12 protein-coding genes and 1 pseudogene are annotated in these 16,202 nt (G+C 63.1%); all 13 read right to left on the bottom strand.

Annotation, left to right across the window (positions count from 1 at the left end; genetic code table 11):
- Positions 1-65 precede the first annotated feature (65 nt).
- The 13 genes and pseudogenes from ACZ5KU_RS27835 to exaC all read right to left on the bottom strand — a co-directional run bounded on the left by ACZ5KU_RS27835 (position 66) and on the right by exaC (position 16,112).
- Positions 66-1,099, bottom strand: a pseudogene (locus tag ACZ5KU_RS27835) (PDDEXK nuclease domain-containing protein).
- Between the two features lie 300 nt (positions 1,100-1,399).
- Positions 1,400-2,560: a GGDEF domain-containing protein gene (locus ACZ5KU_RS27830; protein ID WP_054058419.1), complete on the bottom strand. Its 1,161-nt coding sequence runs from the start codon at positions 2,558-2,560 to the stop codon at positions 1,400-1,402.
- Between the two features lie 138 nt (positions 2,561-2,698).
- A complete protein-coding gene (locus ACZ5KU_RS27825) occupies positions 2,699-4,183 on the bottom strand; it encodes a leucine-rich repeat domain-containing protein (RefSeq protein ID WP_464736544.1) in 1,485 nt (494 codons plus the stop codon).
- Positions 4,177-6,123, bottom strand: coding sequence for a putative bifunctional diguanylate cyclase/phosphodiesterase (locus ACZ5KU_RS27820; RefSeq protein WP_464736543.1), 1,947 nt, complete (start codon positions 6,121-6,123; stop codon positions 4,177-4,179). The genes ACZ5KU_RS27825 and ACZ5KU_RS27820 overlap by 7 nt, the downstream gene beginning before the upstream one ends.
- Before the next feature lie 510 nt (positions 6,124-6,633).
- On the bottom strand, positions 6,634-7,392 hold the full coding sequence (locus ACZ5KU_RS27815) for a LexA family transcriptional regulator (protein ID WP_054058416.1): 759 nt from the start codon (positions 7,390-7,392) through the stop codon (positions 6,634-6,636).
- Between the two features lie 229 nt (positions 7,393-7,621).
- The gene (gene ppa, locus ACZ5KU_RS27810) at positions 7,622-8,149 is read right to left on the bottom strand and encodes an inorganic diphosphatase (RefSeq protein WP_054058415.1); all 528 of its coding nucleotides are present in this window, start codon (positions 8,147-8,149) and stop codon (positions 7,622-7,624) included.
- A gap of 172 nt (positions 8,150-8,321) precedes the next feature.
- Positions 8,322-9,134: a M90 family metallopeptidase gene (locus tag ACZ5KU_RS27805; protein WP_054058414.1), complete on the bottom strand. Its 813-nt coding sequence runs from the start codon at positions 9,132-9,134 to the stop codon at positions 8,322-8,324.
- Between the two features lie 4 nt (positions 9,135-9,138).
- Positions 9,139-9,792, bottom strand: a complete 654-nt coding sequence (locus ACZ5KU_RS27800) for a DedA family protein (protein ID WP_054058413.1) — start codon at positions 9,790-9,792, stop codon at positions 9,139-9,141.
- A 280-nt stretch (positions 9,793-10,072) separates the two neighbouring features.
- Positions 10,073-10,531, bottom strand: a complete 459-nt coding sequence (locus tag ACZ5KU_RS27795; protein WP_054058412.1) for a GNAT family N-acetyltransferase — start codon at positions 10,529-10,531, stop codon at positions 10,073-10,075.
- Positions 10,532-10,589: 58 nt separating this feature from the next.
- A complete protein-coding gene (gene eutC, locus ACZ5KU_RS27790) occupies positions 10,590-11,468 on the bottom strand; it encodes an ethanolamine ammonia-lyase subunit EutC (RefSeq protein WP_464736542.1) in 879 nt (292 codons plus the stop codon).
- A complete protein-coding gene (locus tag ACZ5KU_RS27785) occupies positions 11,465-12,859 on the bottom strand; it encodes an ethanolamine ammonia-lyase subunit EutB (protein ID WP_054059794.1) in 1,395 nt (464 codons plus the stop codon). Before ACZ5KU_RS27785 ends, eutC begins: the two co-directional genes overlap by 4 nt.
- Positions 12,860-12,997: 138 nt before the next feature.
- Complete coding sequence (gene eat / locus ACZ5KU_RS27780; protein WP_054059793.1) at positions 12,998-14,368, bottom strand: ethanolamine permease; 1,371 nt, start codon at positions 14,366-14,368, stop codon at positions 12,998-13,000.
- Positions 14,369-14,591: 223 nt separating this feature from the next.
- On the bottom strand, positions 14,592-16,112 hold the full coding sequence (gene exaC, locus ACZ5KU_RS27775; RefSeq protein WP_054059792.1) for an acetaldehyde dehydrogenase ExaC: 1,521 nt from the start codon (positions 16,110-16,112) through the stop codon (positions 14,592-14,594).
- Positions 16,113-16,202: the final 90 nt, after the last annotated feature.

Raw genomic sequence — 16,202 nt, 5'->3', positions numbered from 1 at the left:
CCGGGGGCGCAGCATTTATCCGCGAAAGAGCCCGAGAGGGCAGACCAGGACTGATCCGTTATCAGCTAACTCGCGTCATTCCCTGCCAGCTCACGCTCGATCTGTTCGATACTGGGTAGGCTGGTTTGCAGCTCGGCTGGCAGGGACTCCACCAGCTGATACTCGGCCACTCCGATGGGGAGGGCACTATCTCGCAGAGCGTATTCAGCCACGACCTTATTCTTGCTTTTGCATAGCAGTAGGCCGATGGTTGGTGCGTCCTGGGGATGTTTGAGTTGGGCATCTACTGCTGTCAGGTAAAAGCTCAATTGACCCAAATGCTCAGGTTTGAATTTGCCAGCCTTGAGCTCGATCACCACGTAGCAACGCAGCTTCAGGTGATAGAACAGCAGATCAATGAAGAACTCGTCTCCGCCGACATCCAGCAACACTTGTTTGCCGACGAAGGCGAATCCCGCACCCAGTTCCAGCAGGAATTCGGTGACGTGTTTGATGAGGGCACTTTCAATCTCGCGCTCTTGGGCATCGGCGGTCAGGCCGAGGAAGTCGAAGCGGTAAGGATCTTTCAGCGATTCGCGGGCCAGATCGGAGTGGGGCTTGGGTAGATGGTTTTCGAAATTGCTGGCAGCGTTGCCGCTACGCTCCAGCAGGCGGGATTCGATCTGCATCACCAGAATGTTGCGCGACCAGTTGTGCTCGATGGCTTTGGCTGCGTACCAGCGACGAGTCTCTGGGCCGGGCAACTTGTCCAGCAGCGCTAACTGGTGATACCAGGGTAATTGTGCAAGCACCTCTTGCACAAATTCCGTGTCCGGCCACGCTTCGGCAAATGCGCGCATGTATTTGAGGTTGCGGGGCGAAAACCCTTTCATGTCGGGAAAGGCAGTGCGCAGGTCCTGCGCCAGGCGCTCTATGACCTTGGCCCCCCCCAACCCTCCTGGACCTGCCGAGTCAGGATCTCGTGGCCGATCTGCCAGTAGAGCAGCACCAGCTCTTGATTGACCGCCAGCGTGGCGCGCTGTTGAGCGGTATGGATGCAACCTTTGAAGTCGCCATATCCTTCGGGAGGTGAGCTCAGACCAGCAGGTTGGTTGCTCATGCCTTTTCCTCGTGACGTTCCTTGTGCTGCATTTGCGGGTATCCGGGAGCGCAGGTCAAACGGTTTCCTGAACGATCAGATTTCGAAATCTTACGCAGGCCGTTGGCCTTGGGGTTCAGGAGGATGTGTTTGAAGAGGGGAGCACCTTGCTCACCCGAAGTCGAAATCGAAGATAGTCACCCGAATGGTCAGGCACAAGCGCACTGGAATTTCTAGAAAACTTCAGGCGAAGGAAAGGGAGTCGTCCTGCCAGCGCCGGCAAATCATGCTCAAAAACGCTCAATCCGGTCACTGAACCGATCAGTCTGCGGCGCTGCTCATGGCGACTTCCACGCGGTTACGCCCCTTGCCCTTGGCGCCATACAGCGCCTCGTCCGCCAGTGACAGCAACCGTGACAGTTCGTAGCCGTTTTCCCGCGTCGTCACCACCCCGATGCTCACGCTGAGCAGGCCCGGCTCCAGCAAGGTCAACGCGGCAAACTCGCGACGGATGCGTTCCGCCACGTCGACGGCCGCCGCCTCGTCGCTTTCCAGCAGACAGGCGAATTCTTCCCCGCCAATGCGTCCGAACACGTCCTTCTCGTGCAACGCGCGGCCCATGACCCGGCTGAAGGCGATCAGCGCCTGGTCTCCCACGGCATGGCCGAAGGTGTCGTTCAGTCGCTTGAAATGGTCGAGGTCGCAAAGCAGCAGCGCCATTACCGTACCGCGCCGCTGGCAGGCCTCCAGCCGGCGTGCTCCACGGTCCATGAACGCCCGGCGGTTGCCGACACCGGTCAGGGCATCGCTGTAGGCGGCCGCCTTGAAGCGCAGTTCGGCGCGTTCCTTGACCATCGCCAGGGTCATGTAGGCGATGCCGATCACGTAGACCATGGCCTCGAACAGCAGGAACGAGAAAAACGAGGTGCCCTTGCCGACACCGGTCAGCGCCTGTTCGAGCCCCATGCCGGTGTCGTAGAAGGCCCGGATGTAATAGAACACCGTGTGCAGCAGGGTCAGGAAAAAGGCTGGCAGGTAGGAGACTTCGAGACTTTTCTGGCTGCGCCAGAACTCCAGCACCGTAACCGATCCGTAGACGGCGGTCAGCAGCGAGTAGGCGGTGACCCGCATGCTCAGCGACTCCATGAAGGCGGGCACCAGGCACAGGGCCAGCCAGGCCCCCGCACCGGCCAGCATGCCTGGCAGCGACGGCGCCCGTCCGGCCAGTATCCGCATCGCCGTCCAGTTCATCGCGGCGCTCAGCAACAGCACGACATTGCCCAGCACCAGGGGCACGAAGTCGATGCCCATGCCCCGCAGGCTCACCAGCACCATGCCCAGCGACGCCAGCAGCATCGTGCCGGCCAGGTAGGCGAGCGGTCGTTCGCGGGTTTCACGGCTCCAGGCGTGCAGGGTCAACAGGCCCATCACGCAGAAAATGAGCACCGACACGATGAGCAGGGTCGGGATGTGAAGCGTCATGCGCTGAAGCTCCTTTACCTGGCGCGCAGAGGGTCTCACGGCAGGCGCAAGGGTATGGCTAAAGGACGGCAACTGTACCTCAGTTGCTGCGTGGTTGACCGCACTCCCTTGCGGCGCCTGCTGGAGACTGGCGCAGCTTCAGATGCCAGGTCCGATGACGCGCGCTGGCAGCCTGGCCAGACGATCCCAACCGTCGGCATCGATCCCGGAGCAGTTCTGCAACGACAATTCTTGCAGCGGCAATTGCTCCAGCGCAGGTATCACGGCCGAGGTGATCCGCGATTCCCCCGGGCTTGCCGTGAGCGTCAGGCTGCGTAACGGCAGGTGGGCAAGATGGGCGACACCGGCATCCGTGAGCCAGGGGCTGTCATACAGGCCGAGGTGCTTCAGGGGCAGGTCGCGCAGGCAGGCGAGGTCGGCGTCGCGCAGGTCCAGACCGCCGATCTCCAGTGCTTCCAGCGGCAGGCCCAGTTCGGCCAGCGTCCGCAGCGCCTTGCCGTCCACGCCATTGCAGAAGTTGAGCTTCAGCCTTTTCAGCGGCAGGCCCGCCAGTTGTTTCAGCTCCTTGCGGGTGACCTCGTTCAGGGAAAGGTCCAGCGACTCCAACGCCAGGCCACGCAAGTCGCCCAGGGTGTCCGCATCGATGCCCTGCACATCGCAGAGCCCCAGCCGCTTGAGCGGGAAGGCGTGCAGTGTGTCCAGCCGCTCGATCATCACCTGGGATGCCTTCAGATCCAGATCGGCGAGCGGCATGCCTTCCAGTTCGGCAAGGTCCTCATCGCTGATATAAGCGCACTGCAGTGACAGCCGCTCGATCGGCAGATCGCGAATCGCCTGCAGGGTGGCCTCGTTCGCATAGCAGTAGTCGAGGCTCAACGAGCGCAAGGCCGTCAGGCTGCGCAGCCAACTGGCGTCCTCGAGTATGGCGAGACGGCCCCAGCCGAGGGACAGATGTTCGAGTGGGTGTCTGGACAGATGGGCCATGCCGCGGGAAGTGAGTTGTTCGATGCGCTCCAGTTCCAGGGAGCGCAACGGCAAGCGCGATAGCGCGAGCAGACCGTCGTCGGTGATCTCATCGCAACGGTTCAGCGACAGTTCCTGCAGCGCACTGTCGCCGAGTTGCCGGAGGAACGCGTCGTCGAAGTCATCACCGTAGGTTTGCAGTTTCAGCCGGCGCAACCGCTCGACTGACGGTAGGCAGGTCTCGTTGTCCGAGCGGGAAAAGCCGCTGATCTCCAGCGTCTCCAGGGCCAGGGCGGGCAGGCGGCGCCAGAGCTCCTGGTCGCAGCTGAAGTTCGGGCCGTCGAGCACCAGCGTGCGCAGTGGCAGTCCGGCCAGGGCATCCAGCCAGTCCGGTTCGGCATCGCTCAGTTCCAGGCGGTCGACCGGCAGCCCGCGCAGCTGCGGCAGCCAGGCCCTGGGCCGGTTGGAATGTGGTTTGGCGTGCAACCCGGCAATCACCGTCAGGGCGGCCGGATCGCCCAGGCCGGCGGCGAGCCGCAAGCCATCCAGGGCCACATCGGCGGTGTCGAGCAGGTCGCGATAGAGCGCGGCGCGTACCGCAACATCGTCGGGGGCGGCGGCAAGCCGGTCGATCAGGGTCCTGCGGTCGGGATTCAGCACTGTGCACGTTCCGTCGTATTTTCCTGGTCGAGCCAGGCCTCGACCGATGCCGGCGACATCGGTCTGGAATAGTAGTAACCCTGTACCAGCGAGCAGCCCAGGCTGGCCAGGGCATCCAGTTCAGGCTGGGTTTCCACGCCTTCGACAATGCAATCGAGCTGCATGTCCAGGCTCAGCGCCACCAGCGATTTGACGATCTTGTAGCTGGCCGGCTTTTCATGCAAGCCGGTGACGAAGCTGCGATCGATCTTGATCTTGGTGAAGGCCAGCGAGTGCAACTGGCTGAGGCTGGAGTAGCCGGTGCCGAAGTCGTCGAGGGAAATGCCGCAACCCAGCCGGCGGAAGCCGTCGATGGTGCGCTGCACCTGGACGATGTCCTGCATGGTCGCCGTCTCGGTGATTTCCAGGTCCAGTCGCCGGGGATCGAAACCGCTCGCCACGATCACTTCGACGATCTGCTGCGCCACTTCGTCCGACGCGCAGTCGTGGGCCGAGAGGTTGAACGACAGGCGAATGTCGGCCGGCCAGCCGTTGGCGGTTGCCAGCGCCTTGCGCAGCAGGGGCGGGGTCAGGCGGTTGATCAGGCCGATCCGCTCGGCCACCGGGATGAACCGGTAGGGCGAGACATCGCCCAGCTTGGGGCTCTGCCAGCGCGCCAGGGCCTCGAAGGACACGGTGCGTTGAGTGCGCAGGTCGATCACCGGCTGGAACACCAGGTGGAATTCCTGCTCGATGTCCGCCCGGCGCAGGGCCTGCTCCGTCACGCCTTCGTGCAGCAGTTGCTGGTGGTGGCAGGCGGTGAACATCGACAGCGCACCGCGGTTGGTGCGTTTGCTGTGATAGAGCGCGTAGTCGGCGTACTCGAACGCCTCGATGGCATTGGTCGCCATGTCCGGGAAAGTCGCCATGCCCAGGGAGCCGCCGATCTGCACCGGCAGGTCGGTGAGCAGGAACGGCGTGGCCAGGGCCTCGCAGACCCGCTGGCCGAAGGCGGCCAGGGCCTGGTCATCGGCGTCGTTGGCCAGGATCAGCGCGAACTCGTCACCGCCCAGGCGCGCCAGGTGCATGCCATCTTCCAGCAGGCCGTTCAGGCGCTGGCCGACCTGGGCCAGCAGGCGGTCGCCGACGCTGTGGCCGAACTGGTCGTTGACCGGCTTGAAGCCGTCGAGGTCGATGATACCCACCGCCAGCCGTGAACCATTGGCCTCGGCGTTGGCCATCTCGCGGTCCAGGGTGCTGAAGAACTGCCGGCGGTTGGGCAGCCCGGTCAGGCTGTCCTCGTTCGCCAGCTTGAGGTTTTCGTCACTCAACTGCTCGGCCTTGGCCTGGGCGTCGACCAGCCGGGTAAAGGCGCGGTAGTGGTTGTTGAGGATCACCAGCATGGTCATGGACACCAGCAGCACGTTCAGCGCGGTGGCCGTGAAGGCGGTGTTGCCCATGCTGGAGAAGAACACCACGAACACCACGTTGACGATCAGCGCCGTGCTCTGTGCGGCCGGGCGCAGGTGCATCATGCTGAAGATCACGCCGATGACGGTGATTGCCATATAGAAGGCGACGTGGGATTGGGCATAGATATCGCCATAGGGGAACAGGGCCAGTGACCAGAAGGTAAAGGCCGTGGCAATCGGTGGCGCCAGCAGATTGGTCCGCACCAGCGCGCGGGCGATCAGCTCCGGTGCCGGCGGATGATGGCGCATGCGCCACCACATGCCGCCGCGGATGCCGCAGATCAGGGTCATGGCCACCGGGATGTAGAAGGCCAGCCAGTCTGGCGCATTGTCCAGGTGGGTCATGACCAGCGCCCAGGTGTTCACGATCAGGATGAAATACATCAGCGGCAACTGGCGAGCCAGCGCGATGTACTGGGCCTTGAGCAGCCTTGGGTTATCCAGGGGTGGGGTGACGAGTTTTCGAAGCTTCTTGAATAGGCCAGTCATTATCACGAGAGCCTCTATGGCCGTGGTCGATACAGCTCCCTCTGCTTGAAGGCGGCCTCGCGCATGCATGATTGCGAGGTTCAGGCGCCCGCAGGCCGATCTTTGCCGGCTGTAGCCTTTATTTCGGCTGGGTGGGCGAGTTCTGGAGGGAGGGGGCTGGCTTTTGAGGGGTTAAGAGAATGAGAGGCGATCAACGGTGCTGTCGGGCAGCGCACCTCGAGGAGGCCGGGTGAATGGCAGGCATTAAAAAGCCGGCTTGTGGCCGGCTTCTCGGGGACGGGTTTGGCTTATTTTTGGTAAGCCTCGCCCGCCTTCAAAAGGTACATGCGCAAAGGCAATGTCTGGTCGGGAGACCCTGCGCGGTAGTCTCGCACAGGGTGGGTGGCAGGCTGACCCGCTTTCGGGGGACGCTGCCAGAATGTGCGGCGCAGGATACCCACATTTGCGACATATGCCCAGCGAAAACCGCCATGCAGAGCGATCGTTTTCAGATAAATCCACATTTCGACGCTATTTGCAGGGCACTGGCGGGCGGCGCTTGTTCAAGGTCGACCACCAGAACACCCAACCGAGGATCCGAATGCCCTGGCGCTCGATCTCTTCGGCGCTGAAGATCTCGTCGGGATATTCGTCGCTGTTGTGGCTGCGCAGCCGCAACGCGCCTGCCGGCAGGCGGTAGACGTATTTCACCCGGAGCATGCCGTCGTGTTCCAGGGCATAGATTTCGCCGTCCACCACCTGGGTCAGGCTGCGGTCGATGGCGATGGTGGAGCCGTCCTCGATCTTCTCGGCCATGGCATTACCGATCATCGGTGCGCAGATGGCCTTGTCCGGGTCGACGCCCATGGCCTGCAGGATCCGGTACGGCAGGCGTACCTTGCGCCCGGGGATGGCGCTGACCTGAGTCTGCTTGGAGCCGGGGGCCGTAGGCGTTTCCTTGTAGAGCGGAACCTGTACGTCGTTGCGCTCGCTGGCGGCCAGGTCGTCACGGGCCGAGTAGGGCTCCTGTTCGCCGGCCCGTGGCCGCAGGGCGTCGGCCTCCGCCTCGGCGGCAGAAGCACCCGGATGCTTCGGACCCTCGCCCGTTCGTAGCCAACGGCTGTTGACGCACAACAACTCCGCTATCTCATCCATGCGGGCCATGGGGATGCCACGCTTGAACCAGTTATTGACGTGCTGCGGCGTCACCTGCCGGTTGGCAGCGAAGTCCGAAGCGGAAAGATGGCACTCCCGCAGGAGCGCTCTTAAGCGATCGCCTGATGTATTCATGAACACAGAGTTTACTGGCGTGCTACACCCGTTTAAATAAACGAGATGTTCAAAAATAGCCGGCAAAAGCACACAACGTGATTGATTTCGTTGACTATTCCTACTCTTGCGTGTGGACGCCCGTTTCGCGCTGTTTATTCATTAAACGCCTTGTTTGTCCCGGGGTAAACGGGCATAAAAAAACCCCGGCGGACCGGGGTTCTTCATCAGCGTGCGCTGTCGGTGCGAATCAGCCCTTGAAGGCGGCAACCGACTTGCTGATTTCGGCGCGGGCGGCGTCAGCGTTGCCCCAGCCTTCGATCTTGACCCACTTGCCTTTCTCGAGATCCTTGTAGTTCTCGAAGAAGTGCTTGATCTGCTCCAGCAGCAGGGCTGGCAGGTCGGTGTATTCCTTCACGTCGACGTACAGCTGGGACAGCTTGTCGTGAGGAACCGCGATCACCTTGGCATCGCCACCGCCGTCGTCGGTCATGTGCAGGATGCCGACCGGACGGGCACGGATCACCGAGCCTGGAGCGACCGGGTAAGGGGTCACGACCAGCACGTCGAGCGGATCACCGTCGTCGGCCAGGGTGTTGGGGATGAAACCGTAGTTGGCCGGGTAGAACATCGGGGTGGCCATGAAACGGTCAACGAACAGGCAGTCGCTGTCTTTGTCGATTTCGTATTTGATCGGCGCGTGGTTGGCCGGGATTTCGATCGCGACGTAGATGTCGTTCGGCAGGTCTTTGCCAGCCGGGATCTTGCTGTAGCTCATTGGGCGATGCCCCCGTTAGTTGACCAGAAACCTGGTTGGATTGACCAAAAAGTGGCGGCGATTATAGGCACATTCCGGGGTGGATGCCACGTGTTGCAGGACGTGTGGGCGCGGCCGGTGCATGAGTTGTCCGGGACTTCTGGGGCTGTTGGCGAACCCCATCGTCCTCGGATCAGGGGGCAGGCTGGTAGCGCGGGTCGTGCGCCTGCAGGTGCCGCAGCCGCGCCAGCGGGTCCTGGCGGTAGAACGCGCGCAGTTGCTCGTAGACCCGTGGGTAGGCCGCGTCCAGCAGATCCGGGGCGCTGAAGAAGTATTCGCTGGTCACCGCGAAGAATTCCGCCGGGTTCTCGGCGGCATAGGGGTCGATGGCGGTCTCGGCGTCGGGGTCGCGGTCCAGCTGGCGGTTGAGGTCGTCGTAGGCGTGTTGCATGGCCTGGGCCCAGTCGCCGACCCGCATGTCGCTGTGCAAGGGCGGCAGGCCGTTGGCGTCGCCGTTGAGCATGTCGAGCTTGTGCGCGAGTTCGTGGATCACCAGGTTGTAGCCTTCCCAGGCACCACTGGCGAGCACGCCGGGCCAGGCGAGGATGACCGGGCCACGGTGCCAGGCCTCGCCGCTGTGTTCGGCATCCCACTCGTGTTCGACCCCGCTGGCATCGCGATGACGTTGCGGGCTCAGGAAATCGTCCGGGTACAACACGATTTCATGAAAACCCGAATACCACGCCAGATCGCCCAGATGCAGCAGCGGCAACTGCGCCTGGGCCGCTAGCAGCAGCCGACTGTACTGATCCAGCTCGACCCCCGGCAGGGCGCTCAGGTGCTTGTCGGCGAGGAACAGCACGCTGTGCTCCAGCAGCCAGCGGTCCTCGGCCTCGCTCAGGCCGTCGAGAAAACTCAGGTGCTCGCGGACCCGCTGCCAGGTTTCACGGGCAACGGGATGGCGGGCGAGGGTTCGGCGGCGGCGCCAGGCACTCAGCGACCACACGGTTTCAGTGGGTCTCGGCCTTGGAAGCACCGCCAAAACGGCTGCGCAGCACGCCGATGATCATCGGCACCAGCGACAGCAGGATGATGAAGACCACCAGCAGCGACAGGTTCTTCTTGATGAACGGTACGTTGCCGAAGAAGTAGCCGAGGGTCACCAGGCCGCCGACCCAGAGCACGGTACCCAGCACGCTGAAGGCGAAGAACCGCGCATAGGGCATCTTGCCGACGCCGGCGACGAAGGGGGCGAAGGTCCGCAGGATTGGCAGGAAGCGCGCCAGGGTCACGGTCTTGCCGCCATGGCGATCGTAGAAGTCGTGGGTCTTGTGCAGGTAGTCGCGGCGGAAAATCTTCGAGTTCGGGTTGCTGAAGAGCTTTTCGCCCGCCGTGCGGCCAATGATGTAGTTGGTGCTGTCACCGAGGATTGCCGCCAGCATCAGCAGCCCGCCCAGCAACACCGGGTCCATGCCGCCGCCGGCCGCGACGGCGCCGGCGATGAACAGCAGCGAGTCGCCCGGCAGGAAGGGCATCACCACCAGGCCGGTTTCGCAGAAGATCACCAGAAACAGGATGGCGTAGATCCATGGCCCGTAATTGTTCACCAGCATGTCGAGGTACACATCGAGATGCAGGATTAGGTCCAGCGGGTTGAAATCCATGGGTGGCACCTGTGTTGACGGTCTGAATCGGCAGACCTGCGCAAAAAATGGACACGTAGTTAACTACATCGAATGTAGTTTTTTCGTACATTGATTTGAAATCGGGATTATAAGAGTTGGAGAGGATTCTGCTTGCAGAGTTTGTAGCGAGGGATGTCTTGCGCTGGCCCTGCGAATGAGCCGGTGCTGGGCTTGGGGCCCTCTTCGCGGATAAACCGGGACGCCGGCGTTCCGGTTTATCCGCGAAGAGGGCGCCGCAGGATTTTGAGAGGACGGCCGGTCAGTCGTCGCTGATCGGCAGCACGTAGTTCTTGAACTCGGTGTCTTCGCGAAAACCGATGGACTCGTAGGTCTTCTGTGCCACCTTGTTGTCGCTGCTGGTGGACACCCGCAACCGCACGGCATGGGTCTCGCGGGCCATCTTCTTCGCCGTGCGCATCAGGTTGTCGGCCACCAGTTGGCGCCGGGCGTCCTCGGCCACGTAAATGTCGTTGAGAATCCACACGCGCTTGAGCGACAGCGAGGAAAAGCTCGGGTAGAGCTGGCAGAAACCCAGCAGCTTCTTGTCGTCATCATCCGCCAACGCCAGGTAGATCACCGACTCCTTGCGGCGCAGGCGCTTTTCCAGAAAGCTGCGCGATGAATCGGGAAGGGGCAGTGAACCGTAGAATTCACGGTATTTGACGAACAGGGGCGTCAACAGGTCCAGATGTTCCAGGGTCGCTTGAGTAATCCGCATAGATCAGGCCTCAACTTCGTGGATATGACGGCAAACGGTTCACTCTCTCGGGCAGCCGCTACGCCGATGCTGCCCAAAGCCTGGGAAAAGAGCAATCCGGATGACCTTCAATCCCGGGGGAGCCCAGTAGGAAGTTGCCGCTTGAGTGGACATCCGATTCGCTTTCCAGTGTTTGCACTTGGGCCTCGTCCTTGAGATTGACCCCCGACAGCTGTCGGCGGCAGGCTTCTTTCATCAGGTACAGCAGTTTATGGGCGGCCAGGCCGTAACTCATGCCCTCCAGCCGGACATTGGAGATGCAGTTGCGGTAGGCGTCAGTCAGGCCGACCTTTGGATTATAGGTGAAATACAGCCCCAGGCTGTCCGGAGAGCTCAAGCCCGGGCGTTCGCCGATCAGGATCACTACCATTTTCGCGCCCAGCAGCTCGCCGATCTCGTCGGCGACGGCGACGCGGCCCTGTTCCACCAGGATCACCGGCGACTGCGACCAGCCTTCGGCTGCCAGCTGTTCTTCCAGGCGGGTGAGGAACGGCACGGTATGCCGATGCACGGCCAGCGCCGACAGCCCGTCGGCGACGACGATCGCCAGGTCGACCCCGCCCGGATGGGCCTGGGCATAGTCGCGCAACTGCCGGGCCGAGGCGTCGTTGAGCCTGCGGCCCAGGTCCGGGCGTTGCAGGTAGCTGTGGCGGTCATCGGCGGCGCTGTGCAGCAGCAGGGTTTCCCGCCCGCGCTCGGCCAGTTGGCTGGCGAGCCCGGCGTGGTCGAAGGGCAGGTGCACGGCATCGCGGGCCTGCGCGTGGGCGAACTGAAAGTCCAGTTGCGCGCGGGTCGGCAGGCTGGTGCCGGTGCGGCCCAGGGCGATCCGCGCCGGGGTCAGGCGGCGCAGTTGCAGCCAGGGGTTGTCGCTGTCGATCTCGTTGCCCATGTCGTTCATCCTAGCTGCTCCAGGGCCTGGCGGAAGGCCGGGGGCAGGTTGCTGCCGAAGCGTACCTTGCCGTCGGCCTGGGTGAAGATGCCCATCTTCGCCAGCCACTGCTCGAACTCCGGCGCCGGCTTGAGGCCCAGGGTCTGCCGGGCGTAGAGGGCGTCGTGGAACGAGGTGGTCTGGTAGTTGAGCATGATGTCGTCGGAGCCGGGAATGCCCATGATGAAGTTGATCCCGGCCACGCCGAGCAGGGTCAGCAGGGTGTCCATGTCGTCCTGGTCGGCTTCGGCATGGTTGGTGTAGCAGATATCGCAGCCCATCGGCACGCCCAGCAGCTTGCCGCAGAAGTGGTCCTCGAGGCCGGCGCGGATGATCTGCTTGCCGTTGTACAGGTATTCCGGGCCGATGAAGCCGACCACGGTGTTGACCAGAAACGGCTTGAAGTGCCGGGCCACGGCGTAGGCGCGGGTCTCGCAGGTCTGCTGGTCGACGCCGAAGTGGGCGTTGGCCGACAGCGCGCTGCCCTGGCCGGTCTCGAAATACATCAGGTTCTGCCCGAGGGTGCCGCGATTGAGGCTCAGCCCGGCGTCGTAGCCTTCCTGGAGGATTTTCAGGCTGATGCCGAAGCTGGCGTTGGCCGCCTCGGTGCCGGCGATGGACTGGAACACCAGGTCCAGCGGCACACCACGGTTGATCGCCTCGATGGAGGTGGTGACGTGGGTCAGCACGCAGGCCTGGGTGGGGATTTCGTAGCGTTTGATCACCGCGTCGAGCATGTTCAGCAGGTCGCAGATCGAACTCAGGCTGTCGGTGGCCGGGTTGATGCCGATCATGGCGTCGCCGTTGCCGTAGAGCAGGCCGTCGAGCACGCTGGCGGCGATGCCGGCCGGGTCGTCGGTGGGGTGGTTGGGCTGCAGGCGGGTCGACAGTCGGCCGCGCAGGCCCAGGGTGCCGCGGAATTTCGTCACCACGCGGATCTTCTGGGCCACCAGCACCAGGTCCTGCACGCGCATGATCTTCGAGACCGCGGCGGCCATTTCCGGGGTCAGCCCCGGAGCCAGGGCGCGCAGGCTCTGTTCGTCGGCGGCATCGCTGAGCAGCCAGTCGCGCAGGCCGCCGACGGTCAGGTGGCTGACGGCGGCGAAGGCCTGCTTGTCATGGGTGTCGACGATCAGCCGGGTGACTTCGTCGGACTCATAGGGGATCAGCATTTCCTCGAGGAAATGCTTGAGGGGAATGTTGGCCAGAGCCATCTGGGCCGCGACGCGTTCGCCGTCGTTCTGCGCGGCGACACCGGCGAGAAAGTCCCCGGAGCGGGCGGGACTGGCCTTGGCCATGACCTCCCTGAGGCTGTCGAAGCGATAGGTCTGGGCGCCGACGGAATGGGCGAATGTGGCCATGGGGCGGTGTCCTCCTGAACCCTGGTTATCGATGACTCTACCCTGTCTTGCCCAAAACTGGCGTACGACAGAGGCTCCTGCGGGGCGTGGTGTTTTTTGTTCCGTGGCGGGGCTTGGCATGCCCCGCCCTGGTGCAACTCAGTTACCGGTGAGCATAGCGTCCGTTGGCGCTTGCGAGCGCTGGCTGGCGGTCAACTGGAAGTAGATGAACCCCGCCACCATGAAACCCAGGAAAATCAGGCCGATCAGGGTGTTGAACCAGGCCATCGCCACCAGGCAGACCAGGGCCAATGCAAGGGCGATGCCGGGGACCAGCGGGTAGCCCGGCGCGCGGAAGGTCCGTTCCAGGTTCGGCTCGCTGCGGCGCAGCTTGAACAGGCTGAGCATACTGATGATGTACATGACGATGGCGCCGAATACCGACATGGTGATCATCGCCGCCGTCAGGCTCAGGCCCTGCAGGTTGACCAGCCCGTCGCTGTAGATCGCCGCGATGCCGACCACTCCGCCGGCGAGGATCGCCCGGTGGGGCGTCTGGAAGCGCGACAGCTTGGCCAGCGACTGCGGCAGGTAGCCGGCCCGGGCCAGGGCGAAGAACTGGCGCGAGTAGCCGAGGATGATCCCGTGGAAGCTCGCCACCAGGCCGAACAGGCCGATCCACACCAGCATGTGCATCCAGGTCGAGTTGTTGCCGACCACCGCTTTCATTGCCTGGGGCAGCGGGTCGTTGATGTTCGACAGCTGGCGCCAGTCGCCGACGCCGCCGGCCATCACCATCACGCCGATGGCCAGGAACACCAGGGTCAGGATGCCGCTGACATAGGCTTTGGGAATGGTCCGTTTCGGGTCCTTGGCTTCCTCGGCGGCCATGGCCGCGCCCTCGATGGCGAGGAAGAACCAGATGGCGAAGGGGATCGCCGCGAAGATACCGGGAACCGCGTCAAGGCTGAAGGTGCTCGACCCCGACCAGCCATTGAGGACGAAGTTGCTGAAGCTGAAGCCCGGCGCGACCACGCCCATGAACACCAGCAGTTCGGCCACGGCCAGCACGGTGACCACCAGTTCGAAGGTGGCGGCGATGCTGACGCCGAGGATGTTCAGGGTCATGAAGACGAGATAGGCGCCCACGGCGGCGATCTTCGGATCGAGGCCGGGATACTGCACGTTGAGGTAGGCTCCGATGGCCATGGCGATCGCCGGTGGAGCGAAGACGAATTCGATCAGGGTGGCGATGCCGGCGATCAGCCCGCCTTTTTCGCCGAAAGCCCGGCGGCTGTAGGCAAAGGGGCCGCCGGCGTGGGGAATGGCGGTGGTGAGTTCGGTGAAACTGAAGATGAAGCAGGTGTACATGGTCGCCACCAGCAGGGCGGTGACGAGGAAACCCAGGGTTCCGGCGGTACCCCAGCCATAACTCCAGCCGAAGTATTCACCGGAAATCACCAGGCCGACCGCGATACCCCACAGGTGCAGGGTGCCGAGGGTCGGTTTGAGTTCGGTTTGGGTTGTCATAAGTCCTCGCTTGTCTTTCTTATTGTTTGGTTGTTGGACTTTCGGGTGTCGATTTGCTGTACAGCGCGCACGCAGGGCCCGTAGCGGGGCAGCCAGAGGTTATGGGGTGTCAGGGGGCCTGTTCGCGGGCAAGCCCGGCTCCTACAGTGGGGTGTCGTCCCCGGGATGGTGTTTCACATGAACCTGTAGGAGCGTGGCTTGCCCGCGAAGGCAATTTCAGGGTTTAGAAGAACCCGAGCGGATTGATGTCATAGCTCACCAGCAGGTTCTTGGTCTGCTGGTAGTGGTCGAGCATCATCTTGTGGGTTTCACGGCCGACGCCGGACTTCTTGTAGCCACCGAAGGCGGCGTGCGCCGGGTACAGGTGGTAGCAGTTGGTCCACACGCGACCGGCCTTGATCCCGCGGCCGACGCGGTAGGCGCGGTTGATGTCGCGGGTCCACAGGCCGGCACCGAGGCCGAACTCGGTGTCGTTGGCGATCGCCAGGGCTTCGGCCTCGTCCTTGAAGGTGGTGATGCTCACCACCGGGCCGAAGATTTCCTCCTGGAACACGCGCATCTTGTTGTTGCCCTTGAGCAGCGTCGGCTGGATGTAGTAGCCGCTGGCCAGGTCGCCGTCGAGTTTCTGTACCTGGCCGCCGGTCAGCAACTGGGCGCCTTCCTTCTTGGCGATTTCCAGGTACGAGAGGATCTTGTCGAACTGCTGCTCGGAGGCCTGGGCGCCGACCATGGTGTCGGTGTCCAGCGGGTCGCCGCGCTTGATCTGCTCGACCTTCTTCATCACCGCCTGCATGAATTCGTCGTAGATCGACTCCTGCACCAGCGCCCGGGATGGGCAGGTGCACACTTCACCCTGGTTGAAGAATGCCAGTACCAGGCCTTCGGCGGCTTTCTCGATGAAGCTCGGTTCGGCCTGCATGATGTCTTCGAAGAAGATGTTCGGCGACTTGCCGCCCAGCTCCACGGTGGACGGAATGATGTTCTCGGCGGCGCACTTCATGATGTGCGAGCCGACCGGGGTCGAGCCGGTGAAGGCGATCTTGGCGATGCGCTTGCTGGTGGCCAGGGCTTCGCCGGCCTCCTTGCCGAAACCGTGCACCACGTTCAGTACGCCGGGAGGCAGCAGGTCGCCGATCAGTTCCAGCAGCACGCAGATGCCCAGCGGGGTCTGCTCGGCGGGCTTGAGCACCACGCAGTTGCCGGCGGCCAGGGCCGGGGCGAGTTTCCAGGCGGCCATCAGCAGCGGGAAGTTCCACGGGATGATCTGGCCGACCACGCCCAGTGGCTCATGGATGTGATAGGCCACGGTGTTGCCGTCGATCTCGGCGGCGCTGCCTTCCTGGGCGCGCAGGCAGCCGGCGAAGTAGCGGAAGTGGTCGGCGGCCAGCGGGATGTCGGCGTTGAGGGTTTCGCGCACGGCCTTGCCGTTGTCCCAGGTTTCGGTGATCGCCAGGGTTTCCAGGTTCTGTTCGATGCGGTCGGCGATTTTCAGCAGGATCAGCGAACGGGCCTGCACCGAGGTGCTGCCCCAGGCATCGGCGGCGGCATGGGCGGCGTCGAGGGCCTTGTCGATATCCTTGGCGTTGGAGCGGGGGAACTCGGCGATGGGCTTGCCATTCACCGGCGAGGTGTTGGTGAAGTACTGGCCGTCGACGGGCGCGACGAATTCGCCATTGATGTAGTTGCCATACTTGGCCTTGAACGAAACGATGGCGCCGGCAGTACCAGGGTGGGCATAACGCATGGTGAGTGTCTCCTTGGCTTTTGTGCTTATTAGGGAGTACGCGGTTTAGCGTCTGACAAGCGTAGAGCAAAGGTCGGGCCAGTGCGTTGA

This window comes from Pseudomonas sp. Tof1, from assembly GCF_055390395.1.
The sequence above is the reverse complement of the archived record's forward strand: the minus strand, read 5'-3'. Positions and strand labels throughout refer to the sequence as shown.

Excerpts from the sequence above, each read along its gene's own strand:
- ACZ5KU_RS27820 (WP_464736543.1), bottom strand. The coding sequence starts at position 6,123 with ATGACTGGCCTATTCAAGAAGCTTCGAAAACTCGTCACCCCACCCCTG.
- exaC (WP_054059792.1), bottom strand. The coding sequence starts at position 16,112 with ATGCGTTATGCCCACCCTGGTACTGCCGGCGCCATCGTTTCGTTCAAG.
- ppa (WP_054058415.1), bottom strand. The coding sequence starts at position 8,149 with ATGAGCTACAGCAAGATCCCGGCTGGCAAAGACCTGCCGAACGACATC.
- eat (WP_054059793.1), bottom strand. The coding sequence starts at position 14,368 with ATGACAACCCAAACCGAACTCAAACCGACCCTCGGCACCCTGCACCTG.
- ACZ5KU_RS27815 (WP_054058416.1), bottom strand. The coding sequence starts at position 7,392 with ATGAATACATCAGGCGATCGCTTAAGAGCGCTCCTGCGGGAGTGCCAT.
- ACZ5KU_RS27830 (WP_054058419.1), bottom strand. The coding sequence starts at position 2,560 with ATGACGCTTCACATCCCGACCCTGCTCATCGTGTCGGTGCTCATTTTC.
- eutC (WP_464736542.1), bottom strand. The coding sequence starts at position 11,468 with ATGAACGACATGGGCAACGAGATCGACAGCGACAACCCCTGGCTGCAA.
- ACZ5KU_RS27800 (WP_054058413.1), bottom strand. The coding sequence starts at position 9,792 with ATGGATTTCAACCCGCTGGACCTAATCCTGCATCTCGATGTGTACCTC.
- ACZ5KU_RS27785 (WP_054059794.1), bottom strand. The coding sequence starts at position 12,859 with ATGGCCACATTCGCCCATTCCGTCGGCGCCCAGACCTATCGCTTCGAC.
- ACZ5KU_RS27795 (WP_054058412.1), bottom strand. The coding sequence starts at position 10,531 with ATGCGGATTACTCAAGCGACCCTGGAACATCTGGACCTGTTGACGCCC.